The organism is Hwangdonia lutea (assembly GCF_032814565.1).
Classification (GTDB): domain Bacteria; phylum Bacteroidota; class Bacteroidia; order Flavobacteriales; family Flavobacteriaceae; genus Hwangdonia; species Hwangdonia lutea.
This window is the reverse complement of record NZ_CP136521.1, coordinates 3,789,455-3,807,008: the sequence shown is the minus strand read 5'-3', so window position 1 is coordinate 3,807,008 and position 17,554 is coordinate 3,789,455. Positions and strand designations below refer to the sequence as shown.

17 protein-coding genes and 1 tRNA gene are annotated in these 17,554 nt (G+C 32.8%); 13 read left to right on the top strand and 5 right to left on the bottom strand.

Annotated features, from left to right (window positions below):
• The first annotated feature begins 1 nt into the window (after position 1).
• The 7 genes from RNZ46_RS16440 to RNZ46_RS16410 all read left to right on the top strand — a co-directional run bounded on the left by RNZ46_RS16440 (position 2) and on the right by RNZ46_RS16410 (position 7,059).
• Positions 2–1,147, top strand: coding sequence for a Gfo/Idh/MocA family protein (locus RNZ46_RS16440; RefSeq protein ID WP_316983262.1), 1,146 nt, complete (start codon positions 2–4; stop codon positions 1,145–1,147).
• Between the two features lie 96 nt (positions 1,148–1,243).
• Positions 1,244–2,296 (top strand): sugar phosphate isomerase/epimerase family protein, encoded by a 1,053-nt coding sequence (locus tag RNZ46_RS16435; RefSeq protein ID WP_316983261.1) that lies wholly within the window; start codon positions 1,244–1,246, stop codon positions 2,294–2,296.
• Positions 2,297–2,314: 18 nt separating this feature from the next.
• Positions 2,315–3,052, top strand: a complete 738-nt coding sequence (locus RNZ46_RS16430) for a 3-keto-disaccharide hydrolase (RefSeq protein ID WP_316983260.1) — start codon at positions 2,315–2,317, stop codon at positions 3,050–3,052.
• A gap of 256 nt (positions 3,053–3,308) precedes the next feature.
• A tRNA-Arg gene (locus RNZ46_RS16425) sits at positions 3,309–3,382 on the top strand.
• A 564-nt stretch (positions 3,383–3,946) separates the two neighbouring features.
• On the top strand, positions 3,947–4,642 hold the full coding sequence (locus RNZ46_RS16420; protein WP_316983259.1) for a DUF4386 domain-containing protein: 696 nt from the start codon (positions 3,947–3,949) through the stop codon (positions 4,640–4,642).
• Between the two features lie 193 nt (positions 4,643–4,835).
• On the top strand, positions 4,836–5,867 hold the full coding sequence (locus RNZ46_RS16415; RefSeq protein WP_316983258.1) for a serine hydrolase domain-containing protein: 1,032 nt from the start codon (positions 4,836–4,838) through the stop codon (positions 5,865–5,867).
• Between the two features lie 328 nt (positions 5,868–6,195).
• Positions 6,196–7,059, top strand: a complete 864-nt coding sequence (locus RNZ46_RS16410) for an ABC transporter ATP-binding protein (protein WP_316983257.1) — start codon at positions 6,196–6,198, stop codon at positions 7,057–7,059.
• A gap of 64 nt (positions 7,060–7,123) precedes the next feature.
• Here the strand turns inward: RNZ46_RS16410 and RNZ46_RS16405 are convergent, their stop codons facing one another.
• Positions 7,124–7,273, bottom strand: a complete 150-nt coding sequence (locus tag RNZ46_RS16405; protein ID WP_316983256.1) for a hypothetical protein — start codon at positions 7,271–7,273, stop codon at positions 7,124–7,126.
• A gap of 116 nt (positions 7,274–7,389) precedes the next feature.
• Between RNZ46_RS16405 and RNZ46_RS16400 the strand changes: the two genes are divergently transcribed.
• From RNZ46_RS16400 to RNZ46_RS16375, 6 genes are all read left to right on the top strand, one after another.
• Positions 7,390–10,242, top strand: a complete 2,853-nt coding sequence (locus RNZ46_RS16400; protein ID WP_316983255.1) for a M1 family aminopeptidase — start codon at positions 7,390–7,392, stop codon at positions 10,240–10,242.
• 17 nt (positions 10,243–10,259) lie between these two features.
• Entirely contained in the window at positions 10,260–11,345 is a 1,086-nt protein-coding gene (locus RNZ46_RS16395; protein ID WP_316983254.1) for an alpha/beta hydrolase family protein, read from the top strand.
• A gap of 171 nt (positions 11,346–11,516) precedes the next feature.
• A complete protein-coding gene (locus RNZ46_RS16390; protein WP_316983253.1) occupies positions 11,517–12,440 on the top strand; it encodes a hypothetical protein in 924 nt (307 codons plus the stop codon).
• Positions 12,441–12,655: 215 nt separating this feature from the next.
• Complete coding sequence (locus tag RNZ46_RS16385; RefSeq protein WP_316983252.1) at positions 12,656–13,201, top strand: DUF7010 family protein; 546 nt, start codon at positions 12,656–12,658, stop codon at positions 13,199–13,201.
• Positions 13,198–13,857, top strand: a complete 660-nt coding sequence (locus RNZ46_RS16380; RefSeq protein WP_316983251.1) for an SDR family NAD(P)-dependent oxidoreductase — start codon at positions 13,198–13,200, stop codon at positions 13,855–13,857. Before RNZ46_RS16385 ends, RNZ46_RS16380 begins: the two co-directional genes overlap by 4 nt.
• Positions 13,858–14,149: 292 nt before the next feature.
• The gene (locus RNZ46_RS16375; RefSeq protein WP_316983250.1) at positions 14,150–15,055 is read left to right on the top strand and encodes a carbohydrate kinase family protein; all 906 of its coding nucleotides are present in this window, start codon (positions 14,150–14,152) and stop codon (positions 15,053–15,055) included.
• A 21-nt stretch (positions 15,056–15,076) separates the two neighbouring features.
• Here the strand turns inward: RNZ46_RS16375 and RNZ46_RS16370 are convergent, their stop codons facing one another.
• The 4 genes from RNZ46_RS16370 to RNZ46_RS16355 form a co-directional block, all read right to left on the bottom strand.
• Positions 15,077–15,652, bottom strand: coding sequence for a Crp/Fnr family transcriptional regulator (locus tag RNZ46_RS16370; protein WP_316983249.1), 576 nt, complete (start codon positions 15,650–15,652; stop codon positions 15,077–15,079).
• Between the two features lie 86 nt (positions 15,653–15,738).
• A complete protein-coding gene (locus RNZ46_RS16365) occupies positions 15,739–16,368 on the bottom strand; it encodes an NAD(P)H-dependent oxidoreductase (protein ID WP_316983248.1) in 630 nt (209 codons plus the stop codon).
• Between the two features lies 1 nt (position 16,369).
• On the bottom strand, positions 16,370–17,104 hold the full coding sequence (locus RNZ46_RS16360) for a GNAT family N-acetyltransferase (protein WP_316983247.1): 735 nt from the start codon (positions 17,102–17,104) through the stop codon (positions 16,370–16,372).
• On the bottom strand, positions 17,104–17,553 hold the full coding sequence (locus RNZ46_RS16355; protein WP_316983246.1) for a DMT family transporter: 450 nt from the start codon (positions 17,551–17,553) through the stop codon (positions 17,104–17,106). Before RNZ46_RS16355 ends, RNZ46_RS16360 begins: the two co-directional genes overlap by 1 nt.
• Position 17,554 lies beyond the last annotated feature (1 nt).

Sequence of the window (17,554 nt, the reverse complement as noted above, 5' to 3'; positions counted from 1 at the left end):
TATGAGTAGAAAATTAAGAATGGGAATGATAGGAGGTGGGATCGGGTCATTCATCGGTGATGTCCACAGAAAAGCTTCCGCTATTGACGGCATGATTGATTTAGTATGTGGTGCTTTTAGCAGCAATGCTGAAAAATCAATTGCTTCAGGAAAGGCGCTTTATCTTGAGGCAGACAGATGTTATGGCAGTTATGAGGAAATGATAGTGAAGGAAAAGGAACTTCCAGAAGATATTCGAATGGATTTCGTGGCTATTGTAACTCCCAATCACATGCATTTTGCACCAGCTAAAATGGCACTTGAATATGGGTTTCATGTGGTTTGCGACAAGCCTTTAACATTAACTTTGGACGAGTCCGAAGCACTTCAAAAAGTGGTTAAAAACAGCGGAAAACTTCTCGCGTTAACCCACAATTACACAGGAAATGCCATGGTTAAACAAGCCAGAGCCATGGTGCAAAATGGCGACTTAGGCGAGATTAGAAAAGTACAAGTTCAATATTTACAAGGTTGGTTGTCTACTGCCGTAGAAAGTACAGATAATAAACAAGCCGCTTGGAGAGTGGATCCTAAAAAATCTGGAATAGGTGGTGCTTTGGGCGATATTGGTACCCACGCCGAAAATTTATTAGAATATATTACAGGTTTAAAAATTACCGAAATAGCTGCAGATTTAGGGCGGTTTGGTAAAGGAAGAGTGCTTGATGATGATGGCAATTTGTTGTTGCGTTTGGAAAACGGTGCCAAAGGGACCATGTCGATTTCGCAAATCGCATTGGGAGAAGAAAACAATTTAGCCATTAAAGTTTATGGTGAAAAGGGAAGCTTGGAGTGGCATCAAGAAAATCCAAATGAATTAATTACACGTTGGATAGACCAGCCCAAAAAAATATTTACGCCTAATGGCAACGGTTTGTATCAAGAAGCTTTAAACGTATCCAGAATTCCGGCAGGGCATCCCGAAGGATATTTAGAAGCATTTGCTACCATTTACAGAAATTTTGCTTTACACATTAAAGCCATAAATAATGGCGATACCATTAAAAAAACAGATTACCCAACGGTTGAAGATGGCATTCGAGGTATGAAATTTATTTACGCAGCCGTGGAGAGTGATAAAAACAATTCAATTTGGGTGAAGGTATAAAACCACAGTTTGATTTTTAATCAAGGTTTTTACTAAATAACCTATTCTAATTCTGATAGTTATCGGGAAGGAAATTAGATTAAAGATTTTTAAAATATGAAAACAATAAAAGGACCAGCAGTCTTTCTAGCGCAATTTGCAGGAAGCGAAGCACCGTTTAATTCCCTAGATGGCATGTGCCAATGGGCATCAGATTTAGGTTATAAAGGCATTCAAATTCCAACCTGGGAATCCAGTTTAATTGATATCGATAAAGCATCCGAAAGTCAAACTTATTGTGATGAATTAAAAGGAAAGGTAGAATCTTACGGATTGCAAATAACCGAACTTTCAACGCATTTGCAAGGGCAGTTGGTTGCTGTAAATCCGGCTTACGATACCATGTTTGATGGTTTTGCTCCAAAGGAAGTTAGAAACAACCCAAAAGCAAGAACAGCATGGGCCATAGATGTTGTTAAGAAATCTGGAACAGCAAGTCGAAGATTAGGTTTAAATGCACATGCTACATTTTCAGGGGCTTTAATGTGGCACACCATGTATCCGTGGCCTCAGCGCCCTAACGGATTGGTTGAAATGGGTTTTAAGGAATTAGCAAATCGATGGACACCCATTTTAAATCATTTTGATGAAGTTGGCGTTGACGTCTGTTTCGAACTTCACCCGGGAGAAGATTTGCATGATGGTATTTCTTTTGAACGTTTTTTGGAGGCAACCAAGCATCATAAAAGGGCAAATATACTTTACGATCCCAGTCATTTTGTACTTCAGCAGCTAGATTATTTAACCTTTATAGATTATTATAATGAACGGATTAAAGCGTTTCATGTGAAGGATGCCGAATTCAACCCCACAGGAAAACAAGGGGTTTATGGCGGGTATGCCAATTGGAAGGATCGCGCAGGACGCTTCAGGTCGTTGGGCGATGGGCAAGTGGACTTTAAAAGTATATTTTCAAAACTAACCACTTATGGCTGTGATGTATGGGCGGTAATGGAATGGGAATGCTGTATAAAATCGTCGGCTCAAGGGGCAAGAGAAGGGGCGCCATTCATTCAAAAACATATTATTGAAGCTGCAAAACGTAGTTTTGATGATTTTGCCGGTGGCGAAACAGATGAGAATCAAATCAAAAAAATACTTGGCATATAATTATTTAAATCATTAATTATGAAATCGTTAATTCATTTATTATTCGTGTTGTTAATCATAGTTTCTTGTAAACAGAAAAAAACGAGTTTGCCTATTGAAAATAAAGGTGACAATACCATTGAAATAGAGGCTTCAGAAGAATGGATAACACTTTTTGATGGAACGTCATTAGATAATTGGCGAGGTTATTTGGCTGATTCCATTTACCCGGAATGGACCATTGAAAATAAAACTCTAGCTTTTACACCTGGCGAAAATGGCGGTAAAAATATTATCACTAAAGAAAAGTTCACCAATTTCATTTTGTCTCTCGAATGGAAAATTTCAGAAGGAGGCAATAGCGGTATTTTTTGGGGTGTTTTTGAAGACGAAGCTTATCCCGAAGCCTATCACACAGGTATGGAAATACAAGTATTGGATAACGAAAGGCATGCCGATGCTAAGGCAAATCCAAAATTTCATCAAGCTGGAGCTTTGTACGATTTGGTTGAGCCCGCTTACGATGTGTGCAAACCCGCAGGAGAATGGAATTTAACTGAAATTAAAATTGACCATAACGCCAATAAAGGAAGTGCCTCGTTAAACGGAACAGTCATAGTTGAATTTCCGCTTCGTGGTGAAGCATGGGAAAAAATGATTGCAAATTCCAAATTTAAAGATTGGAAAGGATTCGGTACCTACAAAACCGGACATATTGGATTACAGGACCATGGCGATAAAGTTTGGTACAGAAATATTAAACTTAAAGAATTATAAATTCCATATTCACGATTTTTAAGATAGTTTCTAAAAAAATAGAATAAATTATCTTGTATAATAGTTAATAGCATATTATATTTGCACGCACATTTGCAATACGTAAATAAACTAAAGTTCTTTTCAAATTAATTGCGCATGACACGCCACATTATGGTTGTAAAATCGCAGTTTTTATTGATTGTTTAAATAATATAAAGGGTGTGGCAATTTATTTGCCAACTCAAACACGTTTTCGTAGAAACACAAAAACTACGGGCTCTTAGCTCAGCTGGATAGAGCACCTCCCTTCTAAGGAGGCGGTCGAAGGTTCGAATCCTTCAGGGCTCACTTAAAGCTTCACTATTTTTTAGTGGAGCTTTTTTGTTTCACTAATACTTCACCAAAACACTTATTTCACCAAAACCGAAAAAGTATAGGAACAGATAATGAAAGGGTAAAAAGGATAAATTGAAGTTCTACACATAACAAGTGCTTAGAAAATATCTTTTAGAGTAATTTTAAGCTCTTACGGCAACCCATGAGAATCATCTAAATTTTTTATGACGGATATTGTCTCGAATATGCGGTTTTTGATAAGTTCAAAAAGGGTAGTTTTTATTTTGGAGCTGGCAAGCGTTGGAAGTTATTCGCAGATTTTTATCGTTTAAATAAGGAGCTCATGAATGCTTTGCATATGTGTGTAAAATATTTGCCCCGTATTTCTTGAAATGTCTATGAACTGGAGTTAGGAACTTAATGTATCTCTTTATAATATGTATTAACATTTAATCGTCTTGCTATGTTTGCTTCAACCAAACCATTGGTTTAAGCCATCACAAACTTTTCTTAACCAAAGTCAATGAAATCTATTTTTTGAGCTAATAATTTTGCAGGGTATTTTATATGCGGATTATGAAACAAATAGCTAAAATATCAGGTGTAGCTTATGTAATGGTTTTTATAGCTGGTTTTTATGCCAACTTTGCTGTGCTTGAAAGTCTTATTGATGTTAATAATTCAATAGCTACAACTTCAAATTTTATGAATAATCATTCGCAATTTGGCAAAGGATTGCTTGGGTTTTTAGTTATGCTATTTTTTGATGGGTTATTGGTTTGGGCGCTATTTGGTTTAACAAAATCAATTAGTAAAAGCATATCTTATCTGGCCTCTTTTTTTAGGTTATTGCATGCTTTATTTTTTGGAGCTGCTTTATTTAAATTATGGAAAATCTATCAACTAACAAATAACGTAAGTAATGCAGAGGTTATACAGCATAGAGTAACAAAGCTATTAATAGGCTTTGATGAGCTTTGGACTATTGGACTGTTATTCTTCGCTTTTCATTTAATTTTTTTAGGGTATATCATTTTAAAATCAACATATATCCCAAAATCATTAGGGATGTTATTGATGCTTGCGGCAATAGGTTATACCATTGATGGGGTGGCAAAATTATTTATGTCAAATTATATCGATTATAAAAGCACTTTCGAAGTCATAGTGGTTATGCCTTCAGTCATTGGTGAGTTCTCGTTTACCATTTGGTTATTAATTAAAGGATTTAAGAAGAAGTCTTTTAAAAGGAATAGTATAAAAACCGTGTAACCTTAAGCCGTGCTTTGCAGTCATAATTACTTTCAATTTTAAGTTTTTAACCTTTCTTAAGATACCTTAAGTTTTTTGGATATTGAATGATCTAGTTTTGACTTATTACAGAAAATTTAAATAAATAATCAATCAAAAATCGAATAGAATGAAATTAATAATCATGAAAATAGGCTTATTTATTTTTATTGCCATGAATACACTACAGGTTGGTTATTCCCAAACAGTGGAAACTCAAATTGATAGTGTTTTAGCAACTGTATTTAAAGATAATAATGGCCCTGGTGCTGTGTTTTTAGTAGCTAAAGAAGGAAAACCCATATATAGAAAAGCCTTCGGCAAAGCCAATATTGAATTAGATGTGAATATGAAGCCAGACAACGTGTTTCAAATTGGATCGATGACCAAACAATTTACCGCAGTTGGTATCATGATATTGGAAGAACAAGGAAAATTAAATGTAAATGACACTATTTCAAAATACATTCCAGATTACCCAAACGGGAACAATATCGCAATTCACCATTTATTGACGCATACATCTGGAATAAAAGATTTTACTAAAATGAAATCAATTATGAGCATTGCAAGAAAAGATTTGACACCCAAAGATTTGGTCGATTTTTTTAAAGACGAGCCTACAGATTTTCAACCTGGAGAACAGTTTGACTATAATAATTCTGGTTATGTGGTTTTAGGTTACATCATAGAAATAGTATCTGGCAAAGCTTATGAAGACTTTATTGAACAAAACATTTTTGAAAAAGTTGGAATGAATAATTCTCGTTATGCGAGCGAAAGAGAGATTGTCAAGGACAGAGCTTATGGATATCACAACAGAGGAGGGTTTATTAATAAAATGAATGTCAGCCTATCTATTCCTTATGCTTCTGGATCATTGATGTCTACAGTAGATGATATGTTAAAATGGCAAGAGGCTATTAACAACAATATTTTAGTTGCCAATAGCACGATAGACAAGGTATTTACAAAAGGCACATTAAATAATGGTGAACAATTTACCTATGGATATGGTTGGCACTTAAAAAATATTGAAGGTATTCCAACAAGAGAACATGGGGGAAGCATCTTCGGGTTTAAATCTATGGGTGTGTATATTCCTAGTTTAGATATTTATGTAATAGGATTTAGTAATTGTGATTGTCATTCACCAACAAAAATTACTAGAGAAATAGCAGTGTTAACCATCAATAATTTTAATTAAAAATAAAATATCAAAACACTTCTTTTAGAACAAATGTTTATCCTTTTCAAGCAAGTAATATTTTCTTAACAGCGCTACTTTGTTGCTGCATTCTTATTATGTGTATAAACATAAAAGGTTTTAAAAAGCTACTTATTGTTATATAGAAATAGTTTAAAATAATTATAAATATAAAAATTAATATAAGAGCGTTCTCAAGAAACTTTTGAAATAAAATCAATCAAGGAAATAATGAATGAAGCACATAAAATAGCTAAGTCATCGGGATTTTACATGCCAATTAATAAAGAAGATTGGAAAAACCAAAGTTATTATAAAAACTAAAATTATGAATACTTTAAAAATTAACAATCTCGAACTTACCTATAAAAATGGTCATCAGGCAATACAAAACATTTCTTTGGAAATTAAAAACGGCATGTTTGGTTTATTAGGACCTAATGGTGCCGGTAAATCCTCTTTGATGAAAACCATAATTGGATTACAAAAACCCACGTCTGGAAGTATTGGTTTCAATGATGTAGATATTGTTAGCAATCCCGATTACATTAAAAAGAACTTAGGATTTCTACCTCAAGATTTTGGAGTCTATCCTAAAGTTAATGCCTATGATTTATTAAGTCATATTGCTGTTTTAAAAGGTTTGAAAGATAAAGAAGAACGCCAAATTCAAATTCAATATTTATTGGAGAAAGTCAATCTATGGGATTTTAGAGACAAAGAAGTGCATACATTTTCGGGAGGAATGAAACAACGTTTTGGTGTCGCCCAGGCTTTACTAGGGAATCCCAAAATTGTTATTGTAGATGAGCCTACTGCTGGACTAGATCCAGAAGAGCGTAATCGCTTTAATATGTTGTTAAGTGATATAAGCAATGAAGTTATAGTAATTCTATCTACACATCTAATTGAAGATGTAAAAAATCTATGTTCCGAAATGACCATTATGAATAAAGGGCAGATTTTAAAAACAGGAAAACCTAAAGAATTGATTTCTGAACTGGAACATAAAATTTGGTCAAAGGCTATTAAACATGATGAACTGGAAAACTACCAATCAAATTATCAAATCATTAGTCAGCAATTAATTGAACGAGTACTACACATTACCATCTTTTCGGAAACAAAACCTGAAGGATTTAATGCTGTAACACCTTTATTGGAGCACGTGTATTTTAAAACGCTTGCTTAAAAACATATGTTATGAATGCTATATTACAATTCGAATTTAGTCAAATTTCAAAACGATGGACTATCTATCCAATGTTTTTAGTCATCGTGCTTTTAGGCGTGTTTTCTGGTAATAAATTCAATATGACTGCTGGCGAAGGTATATATCTTAATTCACCATACACCATTGGTTTTATGATGGGAATGTTAAGCTTATCAATTATATTTTTTGCCATATTATATGCTAATCAAATACTATTTAAAGAATGGGACGCAAAATTCGACTTGGTAATTTTTGCGCTTCCTTTTTCCAAAATGACTTACCAAAAAGATAAATTTTTGTTTTTTCTTCTTGAAAACATTCTTAAGTTTTGGGTTTTTGATTTTAGGTTTTGTCATAGGTCAAAATTCACGAACGGGAGACGAGATGCAAATGGGGTTAAATGTATGGCATTATCTTTATCCATTACTTGTTTTTGGGTTACTCAATGCATTATTTGTTTGCAGCTTTTTATTTTTTATAGCCTATACAACACAAAAAAAACTATTGGTAGTCATTGGAGGGCTACTGCTTTATGTGCTTTATATGGTGTTATTAGTATTTTCTAATTCCCCTTTTATGTCTGGGAGTATGCCACAATCCATAGAGGCCCAACAAATCTCTGCGATGTTGGATCCTTTTGGATTATCAGCCTACTTTTTTGAAGCAAGATCATTTTCAGTGACTCAAAAAAATGATGTTATTGTCCCATTGACCAATATATTTCTATTAAATCGAGGAGTTTTTCTATTTATATCTGGATTCTTTTTATGGAGCAGTTATAGACTGTTTACATTCTCAAGAAAACAGAGTTATAAAGCTAAAAAGAAAGTAAAGGACAATGTGGTTAATTCTATTAGGAATTTAAAATCCATAAAAACAACAAAGTTAAATTTTGGAAGTATAATGGATTTTAAATCGGCATTATCCTTTACCAAATTAGATGTAATATACCTTTTTAAAAGTGTTGTTATTGCCGCTGTTTCCTTATTGCTCATATTTTATATTGGGATGGAAATGTATGCCGACATTGACAAAGGTATAAGACTACCTGAAAAATATGCAACTTCTGGTCTTTTGGCGACTTCTATTTCATCAAACTTCCTTTTAGTTGGACTAATGATTTTAGCCTATTTTGTCAATGATTTATATTGGAGAAGTCATGCTTCTAATTTTAGTTTAATCGAAAAAAGTATCTTTTTTTCAAAGAGTAAAATGACAGGTCATTTTATGTCTGCAAGTATATTAGTTAGTTTTTTTACAACACTTCTAATCATTGAAGCATTGGTTTTTCAGTTTAGTTATGGCTATTATAGTATAGACTGGAACGCCTATTTAGGTGTCTTTATCTTTAATTCAGGTCCTTTAATTCTGTTTTCTGCCTTTTTGTTATTGATAAATGATACGATTAATAACCGATATGCTAGTTTGGGTGTTTCTACGGTAAGCGTTTTTGCTTTAGCTAGTCCCTTATCAAATTACATCTTTTCGTATCCATTATTACATATATTTTCTGGTTATAATGGAATTTATAGTGACTTTAATGGCTATGGAATCTATCTTTTAGCATTCTCACAACGCCTCTTGTTTGGAATAGGTTTAATCGCTTTACTCTGGTTGATTAATGATTTTGTAAAGACCAAAACTTTTAATAGAAAGAAAACCCTGTTAGCTTTTGCTTTTCTTATTTTGGGTATCACTAGCGGTATATTTTTCTTGAATGGTTATATGCCAAATAATAAGGAGAAATTAGCCTTAGAAGCCGTTAATTACGAAAAAGTTTTTAAAAAATATGAAACCATTCCACATCCAACAATTACAGATGTGACTACCCAAATTAATCTGTATCCTTCTAAAAATGCATATGAAATAAGTGGAGACTATGTTATAAAAAATAACACCAATGAGCCAATTTCTAGCGTATTAATCAATTTTCATCCTGATTTAAAAATTGAATCAGCTTTATTTAAAAGTGGTTGGGATAAATTACAAATTGAAGAATATGTAACTGAAGTTAATTTGAATAAACCGTTGCAACCTAATGAAGTAGCTAGTTTAACCTTTTATTTGTCCTACAAATGGTTTGCTGTAAACGGACACCAATCCTTTAATGCTATTGTAAATAATGGTTCCTTTATGAGAGTCAGTAATTACTATCCAACTTTTGGGTATCAAAGTGATAGAGAAATTGATGACGCAGAGAAACGGACTGAATTTAATTTAGGCAAAGCTTCAGAATTGAAAGCATTAGAAAGCCCTGAAGTATTTAAAAAAGATTTTATCAATTTAGAAATGACCATTTCTACTGAAAAAACTCAAACAGCTTTAGGTACTGGAGATTTAATACAGCAATGGTCTGAAAACAACAGGAATTACTATGAATACAGTGCAGAAAATATACCATTCCGATTTGCTTTATCATCTGCTGAATATGAACATAAATCCATTCAACATAATGAGATAGCCATTAATGTATATTATGATAAAAAGCACTTTGAGAATATAGAACACCTTATCAATAATGCTAAAATCACCCTTGACTATTGTATAGAGAACTTTGGTGAGTATCCTTTTAAAACAATCAATTTTGTTGAAATATCCGCTTTCACTTCAGGTTTTGCTGCAACGGCCTACCCATCTACTGTATTCATGACTGAAGACATGATTTTTCATACCAATTTGGAAGGCGATAAAAAACAAGATGTTATTAATGAATTGGCAGGACACGAGCTTTCGCATCTTTGGTGGGGAAACACCCAAATTAATCCAGATTATAGGGAAGGTGCTACGATGCTTACTGAAACTCTAGCTATGTACACTGAAATGATGCTATATAAAAAGATGTATGGAAAAGAAAAAATGATAGAAAGACTGAAAATACATGAGCAAATATATGATACCGAAAAAGGATTATATGATAATCAGCCACTATATAAAGTTAAGCCTGGATATGCACACATTAGTTATTCTAAGGGGGCAATAGCAATGGTGAAATTTAGTGAATTGATAGGGGAAGATAAAGTGAATGAAGCACTTCAGGATTTTCTTTTACACCATAAATACCCTAAAAAACCAACGACTTTAGATTTACTTGAGGAGTTTTATAAAGTCGCACCAAATGATAGTATTATATCTGAAATCGACAATTTATTTAAAATAAAATAAAATAAAACTCAAAGACAATGAAAAAAATACTGATCATAGCTATTATTTTTTTTCTATATAATCAGATCATAATAGCTCAAAAAAAAGAAAAAAGTGTTCATAATTCGAAAGAAATCGAGCTAATAATTCAAGGGGATGACATTATAATTGGTGGAACATTAACTATACCTGAACATATTGAAACAAAAGCATTAGTGATAATGAATTCTGGAAGCGGACCTCAGGACAGGGATGAAACATTAGAAGGATTTAAAATTTTCAAAGTTATCGCCGAACATATGGCTTCTAAAGGTATTGCCTCTTTTCGTTATGATGACAGAGGTGTTGGGGTTAGTACGGGTAATTTTGTCAACAGCACTATCGAGAACCATTCACAAGATTTGGAAAATATAATGAAGTATTTTGAATCCGAAAAAGAGCATCAATTCAATGATTTTATATTATTTGGTCATAGCCAAGGAGGTATTCTTGCAGGAAAAGTTGCTGTTGGAAATGAATCTGTGAAAAAAGTAATTTTAATGGGTGCGCCATCTGTACCATTAATAGAGGTGGTTACGTATCAAGTGAGACAAGAATATGAGCATACAGATTTACCAAAAAATTTAATTGAAGCTGATGTTTCAGCACATAATAAACTAATGAGAGCTATTGAAGATAAAAAGAATATTAACGAAGCATATCAATTATTCAAAGAAACCACGGCATCCATAATGTATGAATTATCGTTCGGAGAAGAAGTTGATAGCCTAAAAATAGAACAAAATGCTATGGCTAAAGCCAACGAATTCAAAATAATATATGCGTTGCCTTCGCTTACTACCTTTTTGTACTATGACCCTTCCAAAGACTTGGAGCAATTAGAAGTACCTGTGCTTGGTTTATTTGGAGGCTTAGATTATCAGGTAGCTATTGACCAAAATAAAGACCGTATGGAGAACGCTCTTCTTAAATCAGGGACCGATTATCATTTTGTAACATTTGAAAATGCGAATCATTTTTACCAAAAGGCGATTACAGGAAGTAGAGATGAATATGCAACTCTTGAAAGGAAGTTTGTAGCTAATTTTTTAAATGAAATTTCAACTTGGATACTTGATAAGTAATTTACTTGGAAATAAAAAAAACTAATTGCCACAATGCTTATAAAAAAATAGACGAAACATTAATAAAGACAAGGCTTTCGGCTCACAACAAACTTTGTGTTTGACCGTAAGTTACGTACTTAGAAATTGCTTACATTTCATATAATAAACGTAATCAAACATTTAACAGAAATGAATAAATTTTTATCGCTTTTCTTAATCATTGCAACATTTTTTAATTGTAAAAACAATACTATCTCATATTTCGATCAGGAACCACCTTCTACAATTCCTAAATTATTTGCACCATCAATTGTTAACACTGATAGTATCGAACTTAATGTAGTTTTTAATTATGACCATACAGAAATGTTCTTTTCAAGAATTGTGGACAACAGTTTTGTTATTCACCATTCTGAATTGATTAATGGCAAGTGGTCTGAAATTAAGCCCATTAAAATGTATGATGATAATGTTTTGGTTTCAGTGGCTTGTGACCCCACAATTACCAAAGACGGAAAGACAATGTATTTTCTGGGGGTAGACCCTAAGCTTTATAAAAATGATGTTACTCGAGAAGAACTTTACAGGATACCACCAGATATTTATAAGAGTAAAAAAGTGAACGGTAAATGGGGATTGGCTTCAAAAGTAGACTTTTCAATTTCAACACAAAACTTCGAAACCTATCCTGTAGTTACGGAAGATGGGAGTTTATATTTTCGCTCAAGACGACCAAGTGATAAAGGAGGAATGAATACTTATCGTGCTCAATATTTAGGGAATGAAAAATTTGAAGCCCCTGTTATCGTAAACATTGAGGCTGAAAAAAATGAACTAATAACTTACGTTTCTCCTGATGAACGGTATGCCATAACCAATGGAGAAGGTAAATTTCAAATAACATTTAATAATAATGGTGAATGGACAAAACCAAAAGAAATACCATTAAAATACGAAAGTAACTGGCGCTATTATTGTCCGTATATGTCTTCTGATGGGAAGTATTTTATCTTCTCCAGAAGATATAACAACCCAAAAATAAAAGGATGGGCAGGTGTTGAAAAAGGAGAAGTTTATTGGGTAAATGCGGATGTGCTTTTCAACACAAAATAGAATAAAACGTTTGACAACACCATTTATAAATCATTGCTTTTTACAAAAGGAAATTATTATAAACAAATGACAAAATTGAAGATGCAAAGAAATGGTATAAAAAAGTAATTCAAATTGCAAGAAAGAATAATGAACCAGAACTGAAAAAGTATATCACAGAGCTATTTTTTCTGCAAAAAAATTGTAAAATAAATTTATCGAAATATTTTAAAACTATGAGATCTCTAGAAAAACAACGTATCGAATTTGCAAATAGAAAGTTTTTAGCAACACCTTTATCCGGTTTGTTAGCTTGGTTTTTAGTAGGTCTTTCAGGATTGTTTTTACCTGATAGAATTACTGTTTGGATATTGTTTATTGCCACGGGAAGTATTGTGTATTTAGCGCTATTTATTTCGAAATATACTGGTGAAAATTTTCTTGATAAATCAAAACCTAAAAATGTGTTTGATGGTTTATTCCTATTTACTGTTGCTCAAGCGGTTTTGGTTTATGCCATTGCAATACCTTTCTTTTTAACAGATTATACATCATTACCTTTAACCGTAGGTGTTTTAACAGGAACCATGTGGCTGCCATTTTCTTGGATAATTAAACATTGGATTGGAATTTTCCATGCAGTACTGCGAACCGTTTTAATTGTATTGTTTTGGTACTTGTTTCCGGAACAGAGATTTGTAATCATTCCTTTTACTATTGTATTCATTTATACAATAACCATGTTTATTTTAAATAAAAGAACTAAAAAAAGCACGCTATGAAATATGGAATAGTAACAGGAAGCAGCAGAGGTATCGGTTTAGCAACAGTTAAGTTGTTGAGTGACCAGTCAGGTTTTAAGGTGATTGGTTCCTCAACAACAGTGAATAACCCAATAGATAATTCTAGTTTTAAATTTTTAAAACTCGATTTATCAAACAGTAAATCTATTGACAAATTCGTTGAGAATATAGGTGATGTAAAACTTGATTTTTTAATCAATAATGCTGGTGTTTTACTCGAAAAATGGGATGCATCTATTATTAATATACAGCAGTTGAGACATACGTTTGATGTTAATGTTTTTGGTACTATTGAACTCACCGAAAAGCTGTTGCCGTTATTCACTTCTAACGGACATATTATCAATATCACGTCTGATTGGGGCTCTTTTAGTGAACAAAACTTTGATGCTTTTCAGCCACATTACAAAATGTCAAAAACTGCTTTGAATATGTACACCAAATTGTTGGCAAAACGATTAGAAAGTAAGAGTATAAAAGTATCGTCTTTAGATCCAGGATGGACACAAACTGATATGGGGGGGCAAGAAGCATCTCGTAAGCCTAAGGATGTAGCTTTAGATATTTTAAATTTATTAAATACTGATGTTGAAAGCGGTAAGTTTTGGCATCAAGGAAAGATTAGAACATGGTAGCTAGACAGAAAATTGATATTAACCAAAGTTAACGAAAATGCTATGATGTTATGCTACTTTTGGTCAAAATAAAAATTATGGAATTATAGCAAATAAACTATTAAAGTAAGGTTCAATTTATGCTGTCAAATTCTTCTATAATGGACTGAAAATCATGAAGCTATAAAACTATAAAAGTTATTAAAATAGTACCCTTGATTAATAGCTGTTATTGAGATGCTCTGGAAATATTTCTTGAGCATCTTTCTTAAAAAATCTTGAAGTAGTAACAGTTCGACTAAAATTTTATGGTATGAAATTTAAAAGAAAAAAGGTTTTTGTATGCGGAGGTGTTTCTTATAATGCAGTAATTACTTTACCTGATTTTTTTGAGCCTAAGCCTCAAACTATTCATTCTTGTGTTTACAATGAAACCATTGGTAATACAGGAGCAGGTAAGGCTTTAGCGCTTTCAAATCTAGGATTTGATACTACCTTGTTTTCCGTGCTGGGTGTTGACGAATATGGGGCTAAAGTAAAGTTGTATTTGAATAAACCAAATCTTAATTTTACATATGGCATTGATCCTAAAGGAACAGAAAGGCATGTAAATATATTAAATTCAAAAGGAGAGCGAATTTCTATTTTTACAAACCCAAATTCTGAAAACCTATTTATAGATTATAATAAATATATGGGTAATATTGAATCCTCTGATTTTGTTGTAATAAATATTTCAAACTATTGCAGAAACTTTATATCTATATGTAAAGATTTAAATAAGGAGGTTTGGACCGATTTACATGATTATGATGGAAAGAACCCGTATCATCAGGACTTTATTGATGCATCTGATTATATTTTTTTTAGCTCTGAAAACATAAATGATTATAGGATTTTTATGCAACAAATGATTGAGGTAGGTAAAAAACTTGTTGTTTGTACTCATGGTGGTAATGGAGCAACAGCTTATACCGACAAAAAAGAATGGATATACGAACCTGCTATTTTAGATTTTGAGTTAATAAACAGTAATGGTGCAGGTGATTGTTTTTTCTCTGGTTTTCTTTATGCTTATTCTTTAATTAGATCAATACAAGAATGTATGAAGTTTGGTGCCATTGCTGGGGCGTTATGTATTAACACTAAAGAATTAGTTTCAGATCAACTAAATATTAACGTGCTTGATGCGCTTTACCTAAAGCACTATAACGTGTAATTTAAAAGGCGTAAATATCCTTTATTTTTTAGCTATACGTTTCCTAATTCGACTTAATGATTCAGGTTTTACACCCAAATAACTCGCCAGATGATATTGAGGTACGCGCTGTATTAAGTCGGGTCTGGTCCCTAAAAGATTTTTATAACGTTCTTCCGGGCTAGACGTTATAAACTTGGCTAAGGCTTCCTGCTGCTCGCCAAAATCATTTTCCATAGACATTCGGCATAAAGCTTCATATTTAGGAACACGTTTAAATAACTCCTGTTCTTTTTCATGGTTTAAAACAGCAAGTCTGCAATCTTCAACACATTCAAAATAGTGGTTTGCTGGTGTTTTGTTTGTATAACTTTGTAGGGATGCCACAGATTCGTCTTCCACATAAAACTCTGTAGTACGTTCTTCACCATCAATGATATAGTATTTTCTAACACAGCCTTCAATAACAAAATATGAATCTCTTGAAACCTGTCCATCTCTTAAAAGTAGGTCGCCTTTTTTAAATGTTTCTATTGGAATACATTCAGCAAAAGCAGAAGCTTCTTCATGAGTGAGTTCAAGGTGCCTAGATATTAATTTTACTATTTCGTTTTCCATAAAAGGAGTCCATTTAATAAAACATGACTAAATTAAAAAAGGTTTGGAAACTAACCCAAACCTTTAAAACAAAAAAGTAAATATGTCTAAACTACTTCAAAAAGTAGCTCCATAGGTTTGCGTACTTTTTGTTGCCCTATAGTATGATCTTCTTCATGTCTATAACCAATGGGGGCGATTACAGCAGCGTTTAGACCTTGGTTATCTAGATCTAAAATTTTATTATAGGCTTCGGGCTCAAATCCCTCCATAGGGCAAGCATCTATTTTTAATTCGGCACAAGCATTTAAAAGATTTCCTAAAGCCAAATAGGTTTGCGATTTTAGCCAACTTGTTTTTTCTTCAGGTGTTTTCTCGTTTAGTTTTTCTTTTATAAAATCGCCATAGCCATTGAGTCGTTCTAACTCTAGTTTTCGAGTTTTGGCTGTCTGGTTAATAAAACCATCTATGGCTTCTGGGGTAGCATCTGTATAGTTGCAGAATACAAACAAGTGGGATGCGTCGGTTATTTGGCTTTGATTCCATGATGCTGGTTTTAATTGCTCCCGTATCTCTGGATTTTCAATTATTAAGACTTTGTATAGTTGCAATCCATAAGAAGAAACCGATAATTGAACCGCTTCTTTTAACTTGTTAAGGTCACTATTGGATACTTTTTTAGAAGTATCGAATTTTTTGGTGGCATAACGCCAGTTTAAATTTTTTAATAATTCCATGTTATTGTGTTTTTAATTTGTAGTTTCTCATTATATATTCTGTTGTAAATCCTATTTTTTCATACATAGATTTAGCCATTTTAGAAGCTTGTAAAGTGGCTAGATTACATCCTTGTTCTATACCTTTATTAAGAAGGTTATACATTATTTCTGTAGCATAGCCATTACCCCGCATATTAGGTAATATGCCAAGACTATGAATGCCAATTGTTGATCCTGTTTGAAAACTAATGACAGTTCCTAAAATATTTTCTTGATCATAAATTAGATAGTAGTTTATGTGATGATAGGTTTTATTAATGGTTTTATCTGAGATTTTATATCCAAAGGCCTGATGAAATGATTGACTCCATTTTAAGGTATCTTCGGGATTAGTAACCAAATAGAATTTCAATTGTTTAGAGGTCTTAACTTTTTTTGAAAGCTTTAATGACATTCCAAATTGTATCGATACTTCATAAAAACCAGGATAGTCAAAAATTATTTTGTTTTGCTTTTTATCATCCAAATCAAAATAAGAAAAGGTAAGGCCAACTAATTCTGCTTTTAAAAGCATTTCAATTTCTTTTAGGATCTCTGGATTATGCTCTTTTTTTAGCCATACTTTATTCGGCCATTGAGAGTTCGGTACAAAACAGTAACCGATGTTCTTATCTTCATTGTAAGTTTTAAAAGGCTGAGTTGCGCTTTTCCACAATGAAGTTAGGTTTTGAATATTTAATTGTATTGTTTCCATTATTTTATGTTAATTAATATGATGCCTGCCACCATGGCAATAGCTCCAACAAGTTTTTTAGTAGTAATTGGCTCTACCGGTAGATTTAGCCAACCATATTTCCCTGCGATTAAAGAAAATATAAGCTGTCCACATAGCCCGAGAGCAATCATTTTGGAGATGCCTATTTTTGGAATATTATAGAAGTATATAGCGATGCCTATTACGCTAAACAAGCCACCAATAAACCATAGGTGCCAAGGTACTTGAGCTGTTGTAATGTTTTGAATGCTCCCTTTGCCTATTAACAACAATAGTAAGCACCCAAATATTACACTACTAATTGAACTTGCAATTACAGCAAGAATAGGTTGCTTTAAAGTGCTACCCAATTGTGAGTTAAATCCAGCCTGTACTGCTAAAAACACACCTCCCGCTAATCCTAATACTGAAAGAAAAAATAGTCTCATA